The following is an 18,816-nucleotide window of genomic DNA, read 5'->3' as shown; positions in this document are numbered from 1 at the left end:
AATTTGAGTCAGAACTTGGTGCAACTTCGGACACAGAAAGAGGAAATCTGAGAGTTAGAGTCAGAACTTGGTCCATCTTCTGACACAAAAAGCAAAAATCCAGGGTTCTGAGTCCGAACTTAAAGCACCTTATCCGGGAGTCTGAGTCCGTACCCAGCGCCCATCCAATTAAGCCTAAGGCCGAACCCCGGTACACAATCAATCAAAACCTGCCACCAAAATGATAACGCAAAAAAAGAGTCTTCCTCAAACGGGAAGGCTCTTTTTTATGCTTCTAACCAGGTCTGAGACCATTTTTCTATTTCTTTCATTAACGGCTCCATGGCAAGGCCTTTTTCTGTTAGGGAATATTCAATTCTTACAGGAGTTTCAGGGAAGACATTGCGTTTTACGACTCCCTCATTTTCCAGGTCCTTTAGCCGGTCTGAAAGAACTTTCCCGCTTATCCCGATTGAGGATTCGATGCTGCAGAAACGCTGTGGCCCATTAAGTAATTGATAGATGATCAATCCGGTCCAGCGCTGGCTAAGTATGCCAATGGCTTTTTCAAATCTTGGACAAATTAGTGATTTCTCCATCCGTATCACTCCTTGTTTATTATTATAATCATAAACCAAAAATAATTAAATAACTAATAATAAAATAATTACTTGACGATACTAAATATAAATAATATACTAACTTACATAAAGTAAGTAACTAACGAAACAGAAAATTTAACTAATCAGGAGGAAAAACATGAACAAAAACGAATTAGGCCATTTCATTCTGCGGGCAATTTTAGGATTTGTTTTCTTTATTCATGGGTTATCAAAATTTCAGGGAGGCATCAGCAATACAGCTGGTTTCTTTGATAGCATCGGCATTCCTGGCTTTATGGCTTATCCTGTTGCCGCAATCGAGCTGGCAGGAGGCATAGCGCTTATTCTGGGAATGGGGACAAAAATTGTTTCTGTATTATTTGCTCTCATCATGCTCGGAGCAATCTTTACTGCTAAGTTGCCTGCAGGTCTGCTTGGAAATGGTCAAGTGGCCGGCTATGAATTAGATTTAATATTGCTTGCTGCATCGATCTATTTTGTTTTAGCTAAGGAATCACCATTGTCACTTGAGAACAAATTAACAGAATCAAAAGCAAATTAACTGGAGGAGAAATTAACATGAACTTTCATCAAAAACCGATAACCTTTGTTGCGCAGGTTAATATAAAAGTTCAGGATCTGCAGCGGTCCCTGGCTTTCTATAAAGAGGTAATTGGATTTAAAGTGTTATCTAAAACAGATAGAACTGCCGAGCTGACTGCTGATGGCAAAACGGCATTGCTGAGGATCGAACAGCCGGAAAACGCTGAACCCAAAATGGGAAGAACAACTGGTTTGTATCATTTCGCGCTGCTGCTTCCAAAACGCTCCGATTTGGCTAAAATAGTGCGTCATTTCGTTGAGATCGGGCTGCAATTTGGATCATCCGACCATCTTGTCAGTGAAGCACTCTACTTATCTGATCCGGATGGCAATGGAATAGAAATTTACATTGACCGAAGTCCTTCCGATTGGACATGGAAAAACGGGGAAGTTATGATGACCGTTGATCCGCTGGACTTTCCTGATCTGATCTCAATTGGGCAGCAGCAGTCGTGGAAGGGCTTGCCCGCCGGCACGGTCATGGGGCATATTCATTTACATGTGGCTGAACTGGCTAATACCGAAAAATTTTACACAGAGGGACTGGGGTTTGAAGCGGTCTGCCGATATGGCACACAGGCATTATTTATTTCAAGCGGAAAATACCACCATCATATTGGTTTGAATACATGGAATGGAGTAGGAGCGCCGCAGCCTTCAGAGAATAGTGTTGGACTTCAATCCTTCAAGCTCATTTTTGAAAATGAAGCAGCTATAAATCAGGCAGTAGAAAATTTGAAAAAGCTTGGCGTGGCTGCAGCAGTTGAAAACAATAAGGTAATTACGGAAGACCCTTCAGGGAATCGAATTATTTTAGGAGTTTAAATTATCATCAGGTGGTGTGAGTCATGGGTTTTTTAAATCAATTATTTGGAAGAAAATTTAAGGAGGAACAAACAATGAGCGGGAAATTAAACATTGGAATTATCTTAGGGAGCACACGTCAGGGGAGAGTTAGCCCACAGGTCGGTTCATGGGTAAAAGAGATTGCCGATAAACGCGGGGATGCCAATTATGAGATTATAGATATCGCTGATTTCAAATTGCCATTCTTAGGTGAAGCGGATTCACCGGGAATTGCTGCATGGAATGAGAAGCTTAATAGTCTGGATGGATTCATATTTATCGTTCAGGAATACAACCACAGTATTACGGGGGCACTAAAAAATGCACTTGATCTGGCCCGGGAACCCTGGAACAATAAAGCTGCAGGAATTGTAAGCTATGGGTCAACCGGCGGTGCGAGAGCTGCCGAACATCTGCGCGGGATCATGGGTGAATTAATGATCGCTGATGTGCGCGTGCATCCAACATTGTCTTTATTTACTGATTTTGAAAATGGTACAGTATTTAAACCTCAAGATCTTCATCTCGATAATGTGAACGCAATGATTGACCAGGTGGTATCCTGGAGCGGTGCATTAAGAACCATAAGATAGAGCAAAAGCAGGACCCTCGTGGTTCTGCTTTTTTAATCTTATTCTGAATAGTGGTTTTTAAGGCGGGCTAAAAGGAAATAATGAAACAAAACAAAGTGAAGGGGGTGGTCCTGGTGTGGAATGCTGCATTCTGGGGCGCAGTTTCAGGGTCAGCGGTCCTGTTAGGTGCATTGGCAGCCATGTTTTTACACATCAGAAAAAAATTAATCGGTTACATTATGGCATTCGGCACAGGTGTCCTGATTGGTGCAGCCTCATATGAGCTTCTTGGTGAGTCTGTACATAAAGGAGGATTACTGCCGACAGGCATTGGATTCATGTCGGGTGTTGTCACCTTTACCCTCTTTGATATTATGATTTCCAAAAAAGGAGCCCAGCATAGGAAAAGGTCTGGCCATAAAGCAGCAGCCAGCAGCGGAATTGTGCTTTTCGCGGGAACCATTATGGATGCCATACCGGAATCGATCATGATCGGAACAAGCCTGCTTGAAGCTGATTCGGTCAGTTTTCTTTTGGTCACCGCCATTTTTATCAGCAACTTTCCTGAGGGGCTTTCAAGTACTTCAGGTATGAAAAAAAGCGGTTATTCAAAAAAGAAAATCATTCTCCTCTTTGGAGTTCGGTATTTGTCATTTCGGGAATGGCATCAATGGCGGGATACATATTTTTGGATGGAGCTTCAGAAGAGGTGCTGTCAGGGATAGCAGGATTTGCAGGAGGCGCGATTATTGCTATGGTTGCTTCCACAATGATGCCTGAAGCTTTTGAGGACAGTGGTCCGGTGACGGGATTTATTGCAGCGATCGGCTTGCTGGCTTCATTGGTCCTGGATTATTTTTCTTAACATTTTTAAAAAAAATATGAATGTTTGGCACCTTATGTGGAAAAGGCAAAGCAGGGGGTGTTATTCATGAAGATAAAAAATATTGTTAGGGAACAGCAGGAGGATGTGCATATTGAGATAGGCAGCTACAAAATGGTCATCGAAAAGCGATATCAGGCTGTTTCATTTGTAAATGACCTGCTCCTGGGTGTTCTTTATTTAATCGGAAGTATACTATTTTTGACAGATGTCAGCCAGACGGTTTCCATCTCGTTTTTCCTTGCTGGAAGTATCTTAATGATCATCCGTGCAGGCTTAAATTTATTGAAGGATCTTCATATTAATAAGATATCACGAAAATAAAACGGGTTTTGCAGAACGCCGAAACGGCAATACTAGCGACATAGTTAAAAATATATTTATTTTTAAAGGAGAATCGAGATGGCTGAAGAAACAGATAAGGTAAGCAGTGGAAAGAAAGCAGATATTGGCGATACGATTAGCATCATAAGCGGTTCTGAAAAAGGGAAAAAAGGCAGAGTGGTCGTGGTCCGGGATAACTCAGTCATTGTAGAGCTTGGGGTCAATCCGAAAAAGGATGAGCCCATCAAGACGGTGATCAGCCATAAGCGCTACAAAGTCGTAAAATAAAGGGGGAGGTGCAGCAATGAAACCTGAGTCAAAGCAGAGCTCTGCCTCCATACTCCAGAAATCCGGGAAAAAATTATTAAGTCAGACAGGAATGAAAAAGCCATGCGGCAAACAAAACGGGTGCAATAATAGGATTTCCATGATAGACGAATAAGCTATCATGGATTTTTTTATTGAATGGGGGAGTGAACATGCTGATTGGATATATTAGGGACATTGTCCGCTATCCGGTGAAAAGCTTTCGTGGGGAAAGCGTGAATAAAACGAATGTAATGAATTATGGACTGTATGGGGATCGCAGTCATGCTTATCTGGATGAGTCCAGGCCAGGGAAATACTTGACCATTACTCAGTTTCCGGAAATGGTTCGTTATAAAGCAGGGTTTATGGGTGAGGAAAATTTGAACAAATATCCGCCTGTAAGAATTACAGCTCCGGACGGAAAACAGGTCCCCTGGAATGATGAACAATTGATTAAAGAATTAGAACAACGTGCTTCCGCAGAAATTACCCCGGTGCAATATAGCCCAATACATGTTCCAGAAGGGGCAATTGAAGAAGAAAATATTTTAGTAGTGACAGACGCTTCCCTGATGAAAATGAAAGAGCTATGGGGAAAAGAAGAGCTGGACTTCCAGCGGTTTCGTCCGAATCTGGTGCTTTCCCTGATAAAATATGAACCCTTTATGGAGGATCAGTGGTTTGGGAAGACGATGAAGATTGGCGATGTGGAGTTAAAAGTTAAGCGGCATTGCGAACGGTGCATGATTATTACAGTAGATCCTGAAAGCGGGGATAGGGATCCAAGCCTGCATAAAACGGTGATCAGTGAAAGGAATAATCACTTCGGTGTTTATGTCACCGTCCTGAAAACAGGTGAGATTGCAGCAGGGGATGAGGTTTACCTTTTTGAGTAAGAACATGTAAACTAGAAGCAAATGTTTCCGGGAGTGAACATATGTTTCAGGCTATTATTTTATTTATACTGGCCGGTGTCGCCGAAATTGGCGGAGGCTATTTAATCTGGCAATGGATACGCGAAGGAAAGCCTCTTTCATGGGGGATCAGCGGAGGGATTATCCTTGCACTATACGGTGTTATTGCTGCATTCCAGAACTTCCCGTCTTTTGGAAGAGTGTATGCTGCATATGGAGGTGTTTTTATCATTCTGTCCATTTTATGGGGATGGGGCATAGATAAAAAAACACCGGACTTTTATGATTGGCTTGGTGCAGGGATTTGCCTTATAGGGGCATCTGTAATCCTGTTTGCACCTCGTCAATAAGAACGAAACTGGCCCAGTTGATGAACTGGGCTATTTCTTATACACTTTCACTCAATCTCTTGCCTTTTTTCTGCATCCCTGCAGCAATAATGAGGACGAAAATACTTGCGGATATTAAGGACCCATGGAAGACCCAAACCATTTCAGCCAATGATAATACTTCCAGTACAAGAGGCGCGGCAACAAATCCGAGGGCAAAACCCAATGATTTAAAACACCCCAGATTAACCCATAATAAAAGCTTTGTTTGCTGCTGTCGACCTCTTCTGCCAGCAGCGGAATCCCTAAATTATGCGAAGCCCCTGCAAATGCCCCGATAAGAAAGACAATATTGACAAGCAGCAGCATCGGTTTAAGCAAGATAAATGAATAAACTTCCTTCAGATCCCGGCCAATGGCGGCCAGCTTTTCTTTAAAGCTGCTGCTGATTCCTTCATTCAGGGCTGGTTCAGATGTTTGCCACTTCATTTTAAATAAAACAAGTGCAGAAATAACGTAGGTTGCGGCATAAAGGATTAATTTAATTCGCAATACGAAATTTCAGATTTATGTTAAAACAGGATTTTAAAAAACTTAGTAGAATTAGTAAACCAATACAAAGAAGAGGGAAATGAACAATCGTTTCCGTGGTAAGAATGCAAGAATCCTCAAGTGATAATGGAAGGGGACTGTCGATGGCTACTCCAGTAATAAAAACAGACAGAATGATTCTAAGAAAAATGAAAAGAACTGATCTGCCTTATCTGATGGAAATCTTTTCTGACCCGGAGGCCATGAGGTTTTATCGCTCAACAAAAACAAACGAGCAGGCTGAAGATTGGATCAGCTGGACGCTGGGTAATTATCGGACATATGGTGTCGGCCTTTGGATTGCGGAAGAGAAAGCTTCAGGCAGGTTTTTGGGGCAGTGCGGGATTACCCCGCAGGATACAGGCGGTGTTACGGAAATGGAGATCGGCTACTTGTTTGCCAGGCGTGAATGGGGAAAAGGCTATGCCACGGAAGCGGCACTAGCCTGTAAAGATTATGGCTTTACCAGCTTAAACTACAGGAAGCTGGTTTCCATTATTAACGTTCATAATCTTGCATCTATCCGTGTTGCAGAGAAAGTAGGCATGAAAAAGGAAAAAACCTTCCATAGAGCGGGAAATATGATGAATATATACGCTATTATCAACGGTTAAAAGATGTTCTTATAATGTTCATTAAACACCTTGAATAGCCTTTCATCTCCACCGCGGTCGGGATGGAGGGCTTTTAATAGTTTTTTGAATTCTTTTCGGATGATTTGCAGATCCTCATCAGGCTTCAGGTCCAGAAGCTTTGCAGGCTGAATTTCTTCATCTGCTATCAGTTTTTGTGCCTGAATCATTTTCTTCAATGATTTCACTTTGGATTCCTCTATTTGGACACGGGTATTCAGGATTTCGATTTGCCCTTTCAGGTCTTAAACCTGAAGCAGGACTACTTCTAGCTTTTGGCGATACCGCACTTCTTTTTCCTGAATGATGAAATCAGCGAGATCCTTCATCTTTATGGAGTAGCTGACTTGCCTCCTCGCGCTGCGTTCCGCTTTTATTTTGCCTTCTTCTATCCAGCCCTCAACGTCTTCGCCATTCGCTTTTATTCCAGATTTATGCAATTGTGCCACAGCATCAGTAATGTTCATTTTTCTTGCTCGCTCTCTATAAAATCTATACAGCAGTCAAAATAATCATATCACTGATCACTTTCAGAAAAATAACAGAGGGATGACATAGTATTAAAGTTTATTTACATGATTGTTTCTGGCTAACTCGAAAAAGAATCACCCATGTATAGGTGATTCCTTTGAAGGACTCTACTTTATAGGACGCTCAAGCGTCAGGATTTCATCCTCCATTGAAGCATATTGCTGTTCCACCACATGCTTTACATCAGCGATTGCTGCATTGTAGAAATGCGGGGCCAAAGACTCCTTAACAAAATCCAATACTCTTTCTGCAGCGAACTCAGATAGATCCTCATCTCTTTCCTCGGAAAAGAAAATCTGGATATCCTCAATCATCTTTTGCTGCTGCTCTTTTGTTATTTTAATGAACACGATATGCCTTCCTCTCGGTTTAGGATACATGCTACTATACACGGAAACTTCAAAAATTGGGAGGGTTAACTCCTGCCGGTTATGCCTCATCTCCGTAGACATCAAATAAAGAACTGTAGTAATCTTTTACATAAGTGTTTTTTGTTGCCTTCTTTTTCGGATAGAGGGAAATAGGAATAGATGACAGGGCAAGAATAGAACTGCATAATAAAACCAGATAGAATATTCCAGATAGAATGAACATGAGGAAAACCTCCTTTAGTTGTTAAAAAAAGCTTAATTTATGAAACGCATTTCATAGCAAGAAAAAAAGTAAAAAATACAGGTGGGTTTATGGCAAATATTAAAGATATCGCTAAAAAGGCAGGAGTTTCGGTTACAACCGTTTCGAGGGTGCTCAATAATCATCCCTATGTGAGGGAGGATAAGAGGGAAGCGGTCTTGCAGGCGATGGAGGAATTCAATTACCAGCGGAATATCAATGCTGTTCATTTGAGTAAAGGAGAGACCCTTCTTATTGGAGTGGTTGTTCCTTTTACCAATCACCCCTATTTCGGTCTGCTTGTAGAAGGGATTGCCAATGAAGCCATGAAAAACAACTATAAACTAGTTCTTTTTCAGACGAATTACGAGGAAAACAGGGAAATCGAAGCTTTGAAAATGCTTCAGCACAAGCAAATTGATTCATTAATCATTTGTTCAAGAATCTGCGGCTGGGAGGTCATCAGCCAGTTTACCGAGTATGGCCCCATCGTCCTTTGTGAAGATGCAAGGAATCAGAATGTGTCCTCAACCTTTATCGACCATTATATGACTTTCACTAATGCTTTAGAGTATTTATATAATAAAGGGCATCAGAAAATCGGGTATTGCATTGGAAGAAGGTCCGGCGCCAACAGCAGGCAGCGCGGAAAGGCCTACTCAGATTTTTTAAGCCGAATTGGGGAGTCCTATAATGAAGAATATATCTTTTATGAGTGTCTGAATTTTGAGCATGGCGAAGAAGTGGTTCAGCGGTTATTGAACATGGAAAATCCTCCGACCGCGCTGCTGGTAACAAGTGATTTTGCTGCTGCCGGAATCGTTACATCCTGCAGGGAAAAAGGGATTCGAATTCCCGGGGATATCGCGATTATGGGATTTGATAACCAGCCGATAGCCAAAATCATGCACATCACCACACTAGAAATCCCGCTGGTTCAAATGGGGAAAAAGCTGATGCTTCAAGCGATTGATAGTGAAAGCCATACTCATGAGGAGATATCGGTGAAACTGATTGAACGGCAGACTGTTTAGGATGGCGGGTGGCGCTTGGGTGGCCGTGGAAGCTGGAGCGGCTTCGGACGGAGAAAACATAGTGCGTAGTGTCTGAGTCGGAAGCGACTTCGGACAGCGAAAGCGGGAAACGGAGTGTCTGAGTCAGAAGCTGGAGCAACTTCGGACACAGAAAGCTGAAATCGGAGTGTTTGAGTCGGAACCCGGCAGAACTTTGGACACAGAAAGCCGAAATCACAGTATCAGAGTCAGAACCGAGCCCTACTTCGGACACAGAAATAAAAAATCATTCCTTCTTTCAAACCAGAAAACAGCTAATGGGAGCCACAACAGAATAATTATCCCCATGTCCCCAATACTAAAAAATATAAGGCTGATGTTACATGGAGTGCGTACTCTTAGTTTTTCTGGCCTGGCTGGTGCTTTCATTATTTATGTGTTGGTGTAGGCCTTATTTGGTGTTTTTTTTCAATGGGTGTTAACAGCTGCAGATATTATTACCCTGCAAAAAGGGTATAAGCTCATTCATTCATTCCCAATCTTTTTGCTGACTCAGACACTGACAGGCGTTTATATTCAGGTGCTCAAATCAAAGGAATCACTTACAGCTGCTGAATAGGCCGCATTTACTGTTTTCATGAAACTTTTTCCTGCTTCTGAACGTATGACTTACTAAAAGAAGCTGAAAGGAGAATAAATATGAAAGCAGAAAAATGTCCAAAGTGCGAATCAAATGAGCTGGGGAAAGGGAAGCATTCGGGTTATGGGGTCATGTTTCCTGTGGATAAAATGAGTCTCGGTTCTGATATTGAATACCTTATTTGCACAAGCTGCGGTTTTATCAATTGAAGGGTATGTGAAAAAGCCGGAGAAGTTTAAAAATAGAATGTAGGAGCATCATGAAAAAATATAAGTTAAAGAATCATTTTAAAGGATTAAAAAAGGGAACGCACTTTTACTTGATTGCTGAATCTGAATTTATTGGCATTAAAGAATATGTACTGCGGACAAAAGATTTATCGTACCGGATCTCCATTAATGAGGCCGAGCTGAAGAGGAATTTCACATTCATACCCAAAGAGTAAGTAAAGAATGCTCAGAGCATGCCGCCCGGAGCATTCTTATGAAATTGTTACCATATATCCCCGCGTTCTTTCTTCAAAGCCTTCATTTTTTCAACCCATTCGTCTACTCTTTGCTTGATTTCCTCACTTTCCGTTTCAGCTGTATTCCGGTTTTTTTCATGAAGTTTCATATACAGATCCTTCATTTGGCCGCTGCGTTCATAGCTCCATTCACGGAGTTCGGATCCCTGTTCATCTGTGATCCAGCCGTTATCTCCCATAATTGTGACGGCATCAAGGATTCGGTGTGCTTCACGCCTGCCGGCCGTAAATAATTGGCGGGGATAAACTTCACCAATTTCATACTCATCCATCATTTCCCAGGGGCTTGGCGACAGTGTAAATGCCCAGGCCAGGTCGCCTGCAGAAGGAAGCCACTCGTACTGAATCGTGTTTTTCAATTCATCCGGGCTATCCGCTTTTAAATATTCCCCATTGCCGGCTTCCGCTACTGCTTTTAATTGGTTCTCGGCTTTTCCATCTACATCAAACCCAATAATATTTACAGTATTGCTGCTGTTATTTTTCACAAGGTTTTTACTGGCCTGGACAGGGTCGCCATCACAGGTTTCGGCACCATCACTGACAATGTAGATTGTGGTTGAGCTGTCATAGCCGCTGCTCATTTCTGCTGCTTTTTGAATGGCGCCGGCAAGGGGCGTCCAGCCTTTGCTTTCGAATGAATCAACAGCTTCGTGAAATTCCTTCTTGGAATATTTGCCCATAGGATAGACTTCCTCTGCACCTGAGCAGGAAATTTCTTTATCAGTTTCTGATTCAGAGCCTTTATGGCCATATACCACAAGGGATACATCACTGCTTTGGCCAATCGTCTGGGCAAAACTCTTGACTGCACTTTTAGCAATATCCATTTTCACTTTGCCGTCTGCCTGCAGCAGCATGGATGAACTGGCATCCAGAAGAATAATGGCCTGTTCTGCTGCCTTTTTTTCTTCTTCTCCGGGTTCTGACTTGGTGGGATCCGGCAGGTAAGGTTCTTCAAAATCGGGTTTGTAGGAATTGGACTTTTCAATAATGTCTTTATAATGTGGACTCGCCAGCAGGGAAACTAGCCCTTTTTTAATAGAGTCTGTATCTTTGGCTTCCTTCGTCAGCTCTTCCAGTTTGGGCGTCATCTTCCGTAAAAGTTCAGGATCAGTTTCCGGTGTAACTTCAATGGCTTCAATGTCTTTTTCGTATGTAAGGTCATCCATTAGGGTTCCAGGAGGCAAATTTAACAGGGTTTTTTCAGAGACCTCTAAGTTAATATTCTTAGACTCTGCTAAAATGCTTACCTGCTTTTCTTCTTTCTTTTGCTCTTCTTTAACAGGTGAATCAGCGGCTGTTTTCTCTTTGTCATTGCTGCACGCGGAAAGAATCAATCCGGCAGACAGCAGCCATAGACCATAACGTTTCACAGAAATTCTCCTTTTGTTTATATTTTACTAATAATAGAGTGTAACATGGATAAAGCTGGTTTTGAAGTAATTTCCATATGAAAAGATTTTTTTACAGCAATTTGGTATAGTTGAAGATAGATATTTTGCAGAGGAGGCAGTCTGTTGGAAAAAGCATTTCCGATTCTTGAAACAGAAAGATTAATTCTAAGAGAAGCAACTGAAGAAGATGCAAAAGATATGTTTGTATACCTGTCAGATCAGCTGGTTGTAAAGCATATGGGAATCTCAGCCTGTGAAACTCCAGAGGAGGTGCTTGGAGAAATAGAATGGTATAAATCCATTTATACAAATGGCACAGGAATCCGCTGGGGCATCACCCTGAAGGATTCAGGGAAGGTCATTGGGAGCTGCGGTTTCCTGAATAGGAATCCGAAACATTACCGAAGTGAAGTCGGTTATGAACTAAGCAGGGAGCATTGGGGAAAAGGAATAGCGAATGAAGCCCTTGAGAGGGTGTTGAAATTCGGTTTTGAACACTTGGGGCTTGAAAGGATAGAAGCTTTGATCGAGCCAAAAAATCTCTCATCCCAGAAGCTGGTTGAAAGGCAGGGCTTCACGAGAGAAGGACTGCTTAGGCATTATGAATATACTAACGGGAAATTTGATGACTTGTATATGTACTCCATTTTAAAAGGGGATTTATAAATCGATACATACGAGGAGGATATTTTTATGAACTACAATGGCCGTACCTTTGTTTCTGTGCAAAATACAGAGAATGGTGAAGTTTCATCAAAGACCTTTTTTCATTATAAACAGGATGAAAATATAATATCAGCTAGTTATGGCGGGGGAGAGATCATTCAGGGGACACTGATTGGAATTGCCAATGAAGACGGATGTTTGGAATTCAGATATAACCATGTGAATAACAAAAATCAGCTGCGCGGCGGAAAATGTCTCTCCACCCCTGAAATTTTGGCGGACGGCCGCATCAGGCTGCATGAAAAATGGCAGTGGCAGGATGATGAAGGAACTGAAGGACAGTCGATTATCGAGGAAGTAAAAGAATAAAGCAGGCGGCATGCCAGCCGGAGGGAGCTATCCCTCCGCATGCAGCTTCAGGTTCTGTCGGCTTCTTTTTGTTTTTTCTTTCGTTAAGGTGAAGAAGACAACAAAGCCGATGAATGATGTAATAAATAAGATGGCAGCCATTGGCACTGCAGTGGTTTCATCAATGCTCACCAATGGGGAAACAGCTGACCCCAGCACTAAAGGAAGCATTCCTATAACAGCGCTGGCACTGCCGGCACGATGCCCCTGATTTTTCATGGCCAATGTAAACGAGCTGGTGATGATCATCCCCATTGAAGTCATATAGATAAATATCGGAATGACAAGCATGAATAGCGGCCCTTTAATGATAGTCATAATTAAAAGGAACGAAGTGGCACTTACCGCAATGCAGACCGCTGTCCGGAGCAGGCTTCTTTCCGGAATGACACCTGCCAGGCGGCCAATCAGGAAACTCCCCGTAATGATGGCCAATCCATTAATGCCAAACAGGATACTGAACACCTGTGGCGATACACCATAAATCCCCTGATAGACAAAGGGTGTCCCCGACACATAAGCAAAGCTTCCGCCATGTATGAAACCAACGATAAGGGCATACCCGATGAAGGAACGGTCCCTGAAAAGTCCCCCCATGCTTTTAACGGAATTCCCAATCGAGCTTGGGACCCTTTTTTTCTGGAGGAAGGGTTTCTTTTAATCGGAAATAGATCACCATGGTAATAAATAATCCCAAAAAGCTTAGAAAATAAAAGATGGATTTCCAGCTTGCGAAAGGGATCAGTAGCAGCGCACCGCCTGTCATTGGCGCAATCATCGGAGCGGTTGCATTAATCACCATAAGCAAGGCAAAAAATTTCGTCAGCTCTTTTCCGCTGAAAACATCACGGACAACTGCCCGGGATAGGACGATTCCGGCAGAGGCGGTTAATCCCTGCAGAAAGCGGGCTGCAATAAAGGCTGCAATATTGGGTGAAATGGCGCATAAAAGGGAAGATACAGCAAATAGAGAGATTCCAATGAGAAGTGGTTTTCTTCTTCCATGCGAATCACTGAGCGGTCCCACAATAACCTGTCCAGCTGCAAGTCCAATCAAACACGCTGTTAAACTCATCTGTACAAGTGAAGCTCGGGTATTGAAATCATCAGCGATATCTGGAAAGCCTGGCAAATACATATCAATATTGAATGGCCCCAAAATTCCAAGCATGCTGAGGAGAAAAGCCAGCGCAAGCCTCTCTTTTCCAGTTGGATTGTGGATCATGTTAAACACCTATCTTTCTATGAAGCTGTTAATCTTTTACATAAATATGGCTAGTATACGCCAGGTGCAGGAGGATGTCCAGCGGAGAATGCTGTAAAGAAAAAAATCCATGGCCATATAGCCACAGATTTAATCATTAGCAATTGCAGATCATCAATACATTGCCATCCGGGTCCTGAAAATTGAAATAAGCAAAATCTCCAATACGTTCAATTTCTCTAACAATTGGGATTCCCTGATTTTTAACAAAAGCGTACGCCTCGTCAATATCCCGGGCAAAGAAATTAAATAAAACGTGACCGGAAGGAGTCCATTTGAAGGATGGATCAAAGGTGTGGTCATCCAGTGTAAGTCCGGTTTGAGAGGTGACCGGAATGTTGTATACCGGTGATTCCACATCATCCATATTAAAAGGCAGTCCAAGGAGACTGCTATACCATTGAGCCGACTTTTTCAGGTCCTTGACATGAATAAACACATTATTCACTTTACCTGCAATCGGGGAAGCAATTGACTTCATATACTCACCGCTTTCATTGTATTTATTTTACATATTCTCTATAGTAGGGGAAATTCCTTTTTTGGCTGCCTGTGTGCGGTCATTTTTATTAATTAAAAAAATCTGAATGGAGTAATATAGGTGGTTCAAAGGCTAAAATGCGACAGAGATGTCTGTTTTTGACATTAAAAAGGGCCTTTAGATAGGCACTTTTTAACGATTTTCCAACAAATTGTACAAGACGGGTGTAAATGCTTTCAATTATAATTAAGGTATCAGATAGGAAAGGGGATGCGTTCAAGTGGAACTTTTAATGGAGCAATGTGAACATGGCCAGCAGGAAGAACCTTGTGAAGAGTGTGCCCCTAATAAAGAAGGGGAAGAGAATTTCGATACCTCTGATTATGACTATCATAAGAGACTGTGGTTTTAAAGAAAGCAGGAACTAAAAACGCTTGGGAATAAATTTCCAAAGCGTTTTTTCATAGTTTCTTTCTTCTCATCCATTGCGTGGCAGCCCATTTATCACCAATCACAACAGGTGCTCCGCCATGAAGTGTCAGATCGTTTAACTTTTGGTCATTGTAAAAGTATTCAAAGTAAACAGCCATGCCTTTTTGTGGAGAAACAGAGAAGTTAAGCTTTGGAAAATACGTTTCCCCGCCCTGTTCCACATCATTCAGGTACATGACAAGCGTGCTGAGTCTTGGATTGCTTGCTGCTCTGCTGGTTGAAGAGAAGAAGTCAAAGTGTGCTTTATATTCCTGTCCAATTTTATAATTAAGAATCTGCAGCCCTTCACCATGCTCAACAGGAATGTTCATGATTTGTGATACTCTTTTCTCGATTCTGGCGACGAATTCATTTTCTCCTTCCTCGAAAAACGTACTGCTGCTGGTTCTGAGTTCATCCACTTCAAGGGAGTTGGCAACTTTTGAACGCTGCATGCGATCTTTTGACTTCTGAATCAGCTGATCACATTCTTCATCGCTCAAAACATTTCCCAGTACCACAATTAATGGTTCTGCGAATTTAGCGATTATTTGAATTTCCCGATCTTCTGTAATAATTTTATTTCCAGCATGATCAAAAATCGTTTGTTCTTTAATAGATGCATCCATTGCCATATACATCAACCTCATTTATTTAGTTTTCTGAGAATTCAATATATTTTGGTGCTGCTTGACGTATTTCTATTTGTGTTTTTTAACAGTTTTTCAGCTGGCTGAATTTATTTTACACTCTGATATGAAGGAATTCTATCTTTTTTTTCTGGGAAACTATTAAAAATTTAAAAGGAGCAACCGCATTTTATGGATTTAACGGAATATATTTCATACATAAGCCAGACTGAACAAAAGGAGATGGACGGTGTATCGAAATAGAGTTTCATACTATTTAGGCCAGAGTCGACACGGCACTTTTTCCGCATTTAAAAATGGACTGATTATCATACTCGGGGCAACCCTTGTGGCTGTATCCCTGCAATTATTCCTTGTGAAAAATTATGTCATTGACGGTGGCATTGTCGGATTGAGCATCCTCCTTTCACATGTTTTTCATGTAGATGTTGGTGCCTTGATCCTGCTGTTGAATCTCCCGTTTTTAGCGGCAGGCTTTTTCTTTTTAGGAGGAAGATTTTTGGTGTTAAGCCTGTTTGCCAGTTCCGTACTGGCAGGGGAAACATACATATTGGCTCCATTTAAGGAAGTGACTAATCATCCCCTGCTGATCATTATCATTGGAGGACTTTTGCTTGGTACGGGAGTGGGGCTCATTATCCGGTTTGGGGCCTGCCTGGACGGTACAGAAGTTTTAGCGATATTATTCAGCGAGCACCTGCCGTTCACCATCGGGCAATGCATTTTGATCATGAATACCCTGCTTTTTGGAAGTTCCGTTTTTTTATTCGGAATTACAGAAGCGGCATACTCCCTTGCCACATTTTTGGTTGCTTATAAAACCATAGATACCATCATAATGAAGACTTAAACATTTTCGAATAATTTGATGGGCTGGGTGCATCCTAAGATGCCATAGCGAGATCCCCTTTCGTTCATTTGATATCTTAACCGTATCATACGAAAGGGGACTTCCCCGATTGTTTAATAAGGCTTATTGGATTTCTTAATGATTCAAAAGTGCAGGGATTAAGCCCCTTTTTGCTGCAAAATACTGACTTCCTCTTCTTTATCTTTCAGTGATAGGAATAGTACTCCTGCAATGATGAAAACACCGCCCAGCAATTGATAGCTTCCTTTAGCCAAAGGAAGGATATCAATGCTGCCACAAGTGGCTCAATACTGGATAAAAGACTGGTTTCTGTGGGGGAAAGAAACTTTAGACTCCCAATATAGAGCAAAAAGGAGAGGGTGCTGATCACTATGATGCTAATTAACATAGATAATGTACCCATATTAAGGGCTCCTGCCATGTTGGCAAAGCTGAATGATGGCATCAGCAAGTATAGGACTATTCCTCCAATCAGCATTCCCCACCCGATGATTGTCATCGTTCCCCAGGTTTTAATAAGAGAAACAGGCTGCAATGTGTAAAAGGCAAATCCAAGCGCTGTTAAAAACCCGATCCATAAAGCCTTATCTGACAAAAGGATTTGGTCCAGAGATCCGTTGGTAATAAGCAGAAAAATTCCTGAAAGAGCGGTGGCAATGGCCAGCAAATGGATCTTGGCTGGCCATCTTCTGGACTCAATTGCCACATAAATCGTGATCAGCACCGGTCCGGCAAATTGAAACAGGGTGGCTGTAACGGCATTGCTCACCTGAATGGTTTCAATAAAAGCATATTGCCCTCCAAGCATCCCCAAAACAGCAAAAAGAAGAAGCTGTATCCAGTGGCGGGGATATTTCCATATCGCAAACACATTTACTTTCCGGAATGATAGGAAAATGAGCGTGAAAATGCCTGCCGTAATCAATCTGATAACTAAATAATCACTTGATGATAAGCGGGTTTCCTGAAAAAACCATTGCAGCATTGGACCGGATAATCCCCACAAAGAAGCTCCGCTTATGATCATGATTAGTCCCAGCCTGCGTGAATTACTCATGTTGTGTGTCTCCTTACTGTTGTTGTTATTATCATGTATTATAGATAATAACTGGTGTTGTTAGAAGGGTCAGATTATTAATATTAAAGGGGGTCAGATTAATGTCCGAGTTAACTCCAAATCTAGACTTTACCAGCAGTGAGCCACTATATGTGCAATTATATAAATATATTAAAAACGAAATTAAGACAGGCAATCTGACAGTAATGGCAAAGCTCCCTTCCAAAAGGAAGTTTGCCAGATACCTTCAGGTCAGTGAGAACACAATTGAATCTGCATATGAACAGCTCATGGCTGAAGGTTATATCGAATCGAAGGCTCGCAAAGGATATTTTGTGTGTGCAGTTGAACAATACCATTTTTCTTCAAATGAAGAGCCTATCGCTGAAGAAAAGCTGCATATAGAGGGTAAGTACCTTTATCATTTTACACATTCGGGAGTGGATATTAGGACGTTCCCATTTTCTGTGTTCCGGAAATTAACAAATCAAGTCCTGGCAAAGGATAATGGCGAGGTTCTATTGCTCGGCCATCCTCAAGGTGAGCTGGAGCTGCGGAACCAGATTGCGGAGTATCTTTATAAATCCAGAGGTGTAAATTGTTCTCCCAGCCAAATTATTCTTGGTTCAGGAACACAATATTTAATGAAAAATTTATTGCAGCTGCTGGGTGAAAGTATCTTTGCTGTTGAAAATCCTGGCTACCACCGCAAGCTCGTCATCTTTGAAAAAGGGATGGACAATGTCAGGGATGTTCCCCTTGATAATGACGGACTTATTTTGTCACAGCTGAAAAAATCAGGAGCAAACATCGTCTTTGTCACTCCATCCCACCAATTCCCATGCGGTATGATTATGCCTATTGCCAGAAGAATGCAGCTTTTAAAATGGGCAAAGGAAAAGCCTGGCCGTTATATCATTGAAGATGATTATGACAGTGAATTCCGCTACACAGGCAAGCCGATTCCTGCCCTGCAGGGGTTGGATAAGGATGAAAAGGTAATTTATATGGGCACATTTTCTAAAGCCCTGCTTCCCTCTATACGGATTAGTTATATGGTCCTTCCAAGGCCTTTGCTGAAAATTTATCAGGAAGATTATTTCTTTTATGCTCAAACTGTTTCCCGGATTGATCAGGAGGTATTGTTAAAATTTCTTCAGGAGGGTTACTGGGATAAGCATATCCAGAAAATGAGGGTTGTTTATCGTAAAAAACGTGACAGTCTCATGGCAGCAATTTCAAAGTATTTTCCTCATTGTGCTGAAGTAATAGGACAGGATTCAGGCTTGCACATCCTAGTCCGTCCAAATAATGGGATGACCGAACAAGAACTTATTAAGAAAGCTGCTGATGCAGGCGTTAAAGTTTATCCAGTATCACAATTTGGAATGAGTGACGGCCATACTATACTGCTGGGGTTTGCACTGATGTCTGAGGAAGAGCTGGAAATGGCCGTGCGGCATCTTTCGGACGCCTGGTATAGCAATTGAAGTAATTTCAGCAGCCGCTAACTCCCTATCAATATAGTTATCAGCGGATAAGGCGGAGCCAGCGGCAGGTTTGGACGAAATTAGTGTGCTATAGTGAGAACCCCGTCCAACTTCCGACACAGAAACGGGTAAAACTTGAATCTGAGTCAGAACTC

The 18,816-nt window shown here is 42.0% G+C and carries 27 protein-coding genes and 3 pseudogenes; 19 read left to right on the top strand and 11 right to left on the bottom strand.

What is annotated here, in order from left to right; translation table 11 throughout:
* Positions 1–266: 266 nt before the first annotated feature.
* On the bottom strand, positions 267–578 hold the full coding sequence (locus BFI01S_RS17145; protein ID WP_048010760.1) for a winged helix-turn-helix transcriptional regulator: 312 nt from the start codon (positions 576–578) through the stop codon (positions 267–269).
* 160 nt (positions 579–738) lie between these two features.
* Between BFI01S_RS17145 and BFI01S_RS17140 the strand changes: the two genes are divergently transcribed.
* From BFI01S_RS17140 to BFI01S_RS17105, 9 genes and pseudogenes are all read left to right on the top strand, one after another.
* On the top strand, positions 739–1,143 hold the full coding sequence (locus BFI01S_RS17140; RefSeq protein WP_061793694.1) for a DoxX family protein: 405 nt from the start codon (positions 739–741) through the stop codon (positions 1,141–1,143).
* Positions 1,144–1,160: 17 nt separating this feature from the next.
* Positions 1,161–2,009, top strand: coding sequence for a VOC family protein (locus tag BFI01S_RS17135; RefSeq protein WP_061793693.1), 849 nt, complete (start codon positions 1,161–1,163; stop codon positions 2,007–2,009).
* A 23-nt stretch (positions 2,010–2,032) separates the two neighbouring features.
* Positions 2,033–2,623: an NADPH-dependent FMN reductase gene (locus tag BFI01S_RS17130; RefSeq protein ID WP_061793692.1), complete on the top strand. Its 591-nt coding sequence runs from the start codon at positions 2,033–2,035 to the stop codon at positions 2,621–2,623.
* A gap of 113 nt (positions 2,624–2,736) precedes the next feature.
* A pseudogene (locus tag BFI01S_RS17125) lies at positions 2,737–3,467 on the top strand (ZIP family metal transporter).
* A gap of 66 nt (positions 3,468–3,533) precedes the next feature.
* Complete coding sequence (locus BFI01S_RS17120) at positions 3,534–3,809, top strand: YrhK family protein (protein WP_061793691.1); 276 nt, start codon at positions 3,534–3,536, stop codon at positions 3,807–3,809.
* A 78-nt stretch (positions 3,810–3,887) separates the two neighbouring features.
* On the top strand, positions 3,888–4,097 hold the full coding sequence (locus tag BFI01S_RS17115; RefSeq protein ID WP_061793690.1) for a DUF2187 family protein: 210 nt from the start codon (positions 3,888–3,890) through the stop codon (positions 4,095–4,097).
* Positions 4,098–4,113: 16 nt separating this feature from the next.
* Positions 4,114–4,251: a hypothetical protein gene (locus BFI01S_RS23115; RefSeq protein ID WP_156478350.1), complete on the top strand. Its 138-nt coding sequence runs from the start codon at positions 4,114–4,116 to the stop codon at positions 4,249–4,251.
* Positions 4,252–4,288: 37 nt separating this feature from the next.
* Entirely contained in the window at positions 4,289–5,014 is a 726-nt protein-coding gene (locus BFI01S_RS17110) for an MOSC domain-containing protein (RefSeq protein WP_061793689.1), read from the top strand.
* A 41-nt stretch (positions 5,015–5,055) separates the two neighbouring features.
* Positions 5,056–5,382, top strand: coding sequence for a YnfA family protein (locus tag BFI01S_RS17105; RefSeq protein WP_061793688.1), 327 nt, complete (start codon positions 5,056–5,058; stop codon positions 5,380–5,382).
* A 114-nt stretch (positions 5,383–5,496) separates the two neighbouring features.
* Here the strand turns inward: BFI01S_RS17105 and BFI01S_RS17100 are convergent, their stop codons facing one another.
* Positions 5,497–5,850 (bottom strand): hypothetical protein, encoded by a 354-nt coding sequence (locus BFI01S_RS17100; protein ID WP_156478349.1) that lies wholly within the window; start codon positions 5,848–5,850, stop codon positions 5,497–5,499.
* Positions 5,851–6,056: 206 nt separating this feature from the next.
* Between BFI01S_RS17100 and BFI01S_RS17095 the strand changes: the two genes are divergently transcribed.
* Entirely contained in the window at positions 6,057–6,566 is a 510-nt protein-coding gene (locus tag BFI01S_RS17095; RefSeq protein WP_061793686.1) for a GNAT family N-acetyltransferase, read from the top strand.
* On the opposite strand, the gene BFI01S_RS24090 is transcribed toward BFI01S_RS17095, so the two are convergent.
* The 4 genes from BFI01S_RS24090 to BFI01S_RS23110 all read right to left on the bottom strand — a co-directional run bounded on the left by BFI01S_RS24090 (position 6,563) and on the right by BFI01S_RS23110 (position 7,709).
* The gene (locus tag BFI01S_RS24090) at positions 6,563–6,772 is read right to left on the bottom strand and encodes a hypothetical protein (RefSeq protein ID WP_235831222.1); all 210 of its coding nucleotides are present in this window, start codon (positions 6,770–6,772) and stop codon (positions 6,563–6,565) included. The genes BFI01S_RS17095 and BFI01S_RS24090 overlap by 4 nt on opposite strands.
* A 57-nt stretch (positions 6,773–6,829) precedes the next feature.
* Entirely contained in the window at positions 6,830–7,051 is a 222-nt protein-coding gene (locus BFI01S_RS24085) for a hypothetical protein (RefSeq protein WP_235831221.1), read from the bottom strand.
* A 171-nt stretch (positions 7,052–7,222) separates the two neighbouring features.
* Entirely contained in the window at positions 7,223–7,465 is a 243-nt protein-coding gene (locus BFI01S_RS17085) for a DUF2164 domain-containing protein (RefSeq protein WP_061793685.1), read from the bottom strand.
* A 79-nt stretch (positions 7,466–7,544) separates the two neighbouring features.
* The gene (locus BFI01S_RS23110) at positions 7,545–7,709 is read right to left on the bottom strand and encodes a hypothetical protein (protein ID WP_156478348.1); all 165 of its coding nucleotides are present in this window, start codon (positions 7,707–7,709) and stop codon (positions 7,545–7,547) included.
* 89 nt (positions 7,710–7,798) lie between these two features.
* Between BFI01S_RS23110 and BFI01S_RS17080 the strand changes: the two genes are divergently transcribed.
* The 4 genes from BFI01S_RS17080 (at position 7,799) to BFI01S_RS17065 (ending at position 9,825) form a co-directional block, all read left to right on the top strand.
* Positions 7,799–8,761, top strand: a complete 963-nt coding sequence (locus BFI01S_RS17080) for a LacI family DNA-binding transcriptional regulator (RefSeq protein WP_061793684.1) — start codon at positions 7,799–7,801, stop codon at positions 8,759–8,761.
* Between the two features lie 454 nt (positions 8,762–9,215).
* On the top strand, positions 9,216–9,359 hold the full coding sequence (locus BFI01S_RS17075; protein ID WP_235831220.1) for a hypothetical protein: 144 nt from the start codon (positions 9,216–9,218) through the stop codon (positions 9,357–9,359).
* 80 nt (positions 9,360–9,439) lie between these two features.
* Positions 9,440–9,589 carry a transcription initiation factor TFIIIB gene (locus BFI01S_RS17070; RefSeq protein WP_309229222.1) on the top strand — a complete coding sequence of 50 codons (150 nt, stop codon included), beginning with the start codon at positions 9,440–9,442 and terminating at the stop codon, positions 9,587–9,589.
* A gap of 50 nt (positions 9,590–9,639) precedes the next feature.
* Entirely contained in the window at positions 9,640–9,825 is a 186-nt protein-coding gene (locus tag BFI01S_RS17065; RefSeq protein WP_061793683.1) for a hypothetical protein, read from the top strand.
* Between the two features lie 47 nt (positions 9,826–9,872).
* Here BFI01S_RS17065 and BFI01S_RS17060 read toward each other — a convergent pair whose 3' ends face one another.
* Positions 9,873–11,282 (bottom strand): vWA domain-containing protein, encoded by a 1,410-nt coding sequence (locus BFI01S_RS17060; RefSeq protein ID WP_061793682.1) that lies wholly within the window; start codon positions 11,280–11,282, stop codon positions 9,873–9,875.
* Positions 11,283–11,426: 144 nt separating this feature from the next.
* Here BFI01S_RS17060 and BFI01S_RS17055 point away from each other — a divergent pair, with 144 nt between their 5' ends.
* Positions 11,427–11,969: a GNAT family N-acetyltransferase gene (locus BFI01S_RS17055; protein ID WP_061793681.1), complete on the top strand. Its 543-nt coding sequence runs from the start codon at positions 11,427–11,429 to the stop codon at positions 11,967–11,969.
* Positions 11,970–11,996: 27 nt separating this feature from the next.
* On the top strand, positions 11,997–12,338 hold the full coding sequence (locus tag BFI01S_RS17050; protein WP_061793680.1) for an avidin-fold protein: 342 nt from the start codon (positions 11,997–11,999) through the stop codon (positions 12,336–12,338).
* 27 nt (positions 12,339–12,365) lie between these two features.
* Here the strand turns inward: BFI01S_RS17050 and BFI01S_RS17045 are convergent.
* Together BFI01S_RS17045 and BFI01S_RS17040 are read right to left on the bottom strand one after the other, a co-directional pair.
* Positions 12,366–13,602: pseudogene (locus BFI01S_RS17045) on the bottom strand (Bcr/CflA family efflux MFS transporter).
* A gap of 136 nt (positions 13,603–13,738) precedes the next feature.
* The gene (locus tag BFI01S_RS17040) at positions 13,739–14,122 is read right to left on the bottom strand and encodes a VOC family protein (RefSeq protein ID WP_061793679.1); all 384 of its coding nucleotides are present in this window, start codon (positions 14,120–14,122) and stop codon (positions 13,739–13,741) included.
* A 280-nt stretch (positions 14,123–14,402) separates the two neighbouring features.
* Between BFI01S_RS17040 and BFI01S_RS24410 the strand changes: the two genes are divergently transcribed.
* Positions 14,403–14,534, top strand: coding sequence for a hypothetical protein (locus tag BFI01S_RS24410; protein ID WP_268875341.1), 132 nt, complete (start codon positions 14,403–14,405; stop codon positions 14,532–14,534).
* 49 nt (positions 14,535–14,583) lie between these two features.
* On the opposite strand, the gene BFI01S_RS17035 is transcribed toward BFI01S_RS24410, so the two are convergent.
* Positions 14,584–15,228 carry a 2OG-Fe(II) oxygenase gene (locus BFI01S_RS17035; protein WP_061793678.1) on the bottom strand — a complete coding sequence of 215 codons (645 nt, stop codon included), beginning with the start codon at positions 15,226–15,228 and terminating at the stop codon, positions 14,584–14,586.
* 244 nt (positions 15,229–15,472) lie between these two features.
* Here BFI01S_RS17035 and BFI01S_RS17030 point away from each other — a divergent pair, with 244 nt between their 5' ends.
* Positions 15,473–16,093 carry a YitT family protein gene (locus BFI01S_RS17030; RefSeq protein WP_061793677.1) on the top strand — a complete coding sequence of 207 codons (621 nt, stop codon included), beginning with the start codon at positions 15,473–15,475 and terminating at the stop codon, positions 16,091–16,093.
* Positions 16,094–16,251: 158 nt separating this feature from the next.
* Here BFI01S_RS17030 and BFI01S_RS17025 read toward each other — a convergent pair.
* Positions 16,252–17,171: pseudogene (locus tag BFI01S_RS17025) on the bottom strand (DMT family transporter).
* Between the two features lie 101 nt (positions 17,172–17,272).
* On the opposite strand from BFI01S_RS17025, the gene pdxR reads away from it, so the two are divergent.
* Positions 17,273–18,661: a MocR-like pyridoxine biosynthesis transcription factor PdxR gene (gene pdxR / locus BFI01S_RS17020; RefSeq protein WP_061793676.1), complete on the top strand. Its 1,389-nt coding sequence runs from the start codon at positions 17,273–17,275 to the stop codon at positions 18,659–18,661.
* Positions 18,662–18,816: the final 155 nt, after the last annotated feature.

Origin of the sequence: Cytobacillus firmus NBRC 15306 (assembly GCF_001591465.1) — a bacterium.
Taxonomy (GTDB): Bacteria; Bacillota; Bacilli; order Bacillales; family Cytobacillaceae; genus Cytobacillus; species Cytobacillus firmus.
This window is presented reverse-complemented; position numbering and strand designations above follow the sequence as displayed.

Bases quoted from the DNA above. Each gene is read 5' to 3' on its own strand.
- BFI01S_RS17145 (WP_048010760.1), bottom strand. From the start codon at position 578: ATGGAGAAATCACTAATTTGTCCAAGATTTGAAAAAGCCATTGGCATA.
- BFI01S_RS17140 (WP_061793694.1), top strand. From the start codon at position 739: ATGAACAAAAACGAATTAGGCCATTTCATTCTGCGGGCAATTTTAGGA.
- BFI01S_RS17135 (WP_061793693.1), top strand. From the start codon at position 1,161: ATGAACTTTCATCAAAAACCGATAACCTTTGTTGCGCAGGTTAATATA.
- BFI01S_RS17130 (WP_061793692.1), top strand. From the start codon at position 2,033: ATGGGTTTTTTAAATCAATTATTTGGAAGAAAATTTAAGGAGGAACAA.
- BFI01S_RS17120 (WP_061793691.1), top strand. From the start codon at position 3,534: ATGAAGATAAAAAATATTGTTAGGGAACAGCAGGAGGATGTGCATATT.
- BFI01S_RS17115 (WP_061793690.1), top strand. From the start codon at position 3,888: ATGGCTGAAGAAACAGATAAGGTAAGCAGTGGAAAGAAAGCAGATATT.
- BFI01S_RS23115 (WP_156478350.1), top strand. From the start codon at position 4,114: ATGAAACCTGAGTCAAAGCAGAGCTCTGCCTCCATACTCCAGAAATCC.
- BFI01S_RS17110 (WP_061793689.1), top strand. From the start codon at position 4,289: ATGCTGATTGGATATATTAGGGACATTGTCCGCTATCCGGTGAAAAGC.
- BFI01S_RS17105 (WP_061793688.1), top strand. From the start codon at position 5,056: ATGTTTCAGGCTATTATTTTATTTATACTGGCCGGTGTCGCCGAAATT.
- BFI01S_RS17100 (WP_156478349.1), bottom strand. From the start codon at position 5,850: ATGAAGTGGCAAACATCTGAACCAGCCCTGAATGAAGGAATCAGCAGC.
- BFI01S_RS17095 (WP_061793686.1), top strand. From the start codon at position 6,057: ATGGCTACTCCAGTAATAAAAACAGACAGAATGATTCTAAGAAAAATG.
- BFI01S_RS24085 (WP_235831221.1), bottom strand. From the start codon at position 7,051: ATGAACATTACTGATGCTGTGGCACAATTGCATAAATCTGGAATAAAA.
- BFI01S_RS23110 (WP_156478348.1), bottom strand. From the start codon at position 7,709: ATGTTCATTCTATCTGGAATATTCTATCTGGTTTTATTATGCAGTTCT.
- BFI01S_RS17080 (WP_061793684.1), top strand. From the start codon at position 7,799: ATGGCAAATATTAAAGATATCGCTAAAAAGGCAGGAGTTTCGGTTACA.
- BFI01S_RS17070 (WP_309229222.1), top strand. From the start codon at position 9,440: ATGAAAGCAGAAAAATGTCCAAAGTGCGAATCAAATGAGCTGGGGAAA.
- BFI01S_RS17065 (WP_061793683.1), top strand. From the start codon at position 9,640: ATGAAAAAATATAAGTTAAAGAATCATTTTAAAGGATTAAAAAAGGGA.
- BFI01S_RS17050 (WP_061793680.1), top strand. From the start codon at position 11,997: ATGAACTACAATGGCCGTACCTTTGTTTCTGTGCAAAATACAGAGAAT.
- BFI01S_RS17040 (WP_061793679.1), bottom strand. From the start codon at position 14,122: ATGAAGTCAATTGCTTCCCCGATTGCAGGTAAAGTGAATAATGTGTTT.
- BFI01S_RS17035 (WP_061793678.1), bottom strand. From the start codon at position 15,228: ATGGCAATGGATGCATCTATTAAAGAACAAACGATTTTTGATCATGCT.
- pdxR (WP_061793676.1), top strand. From the start codon at position 17,273: ATGTCCGAGTTAACTCCAAATCTAGACTTTACCAGCAGTGAGCCACTA.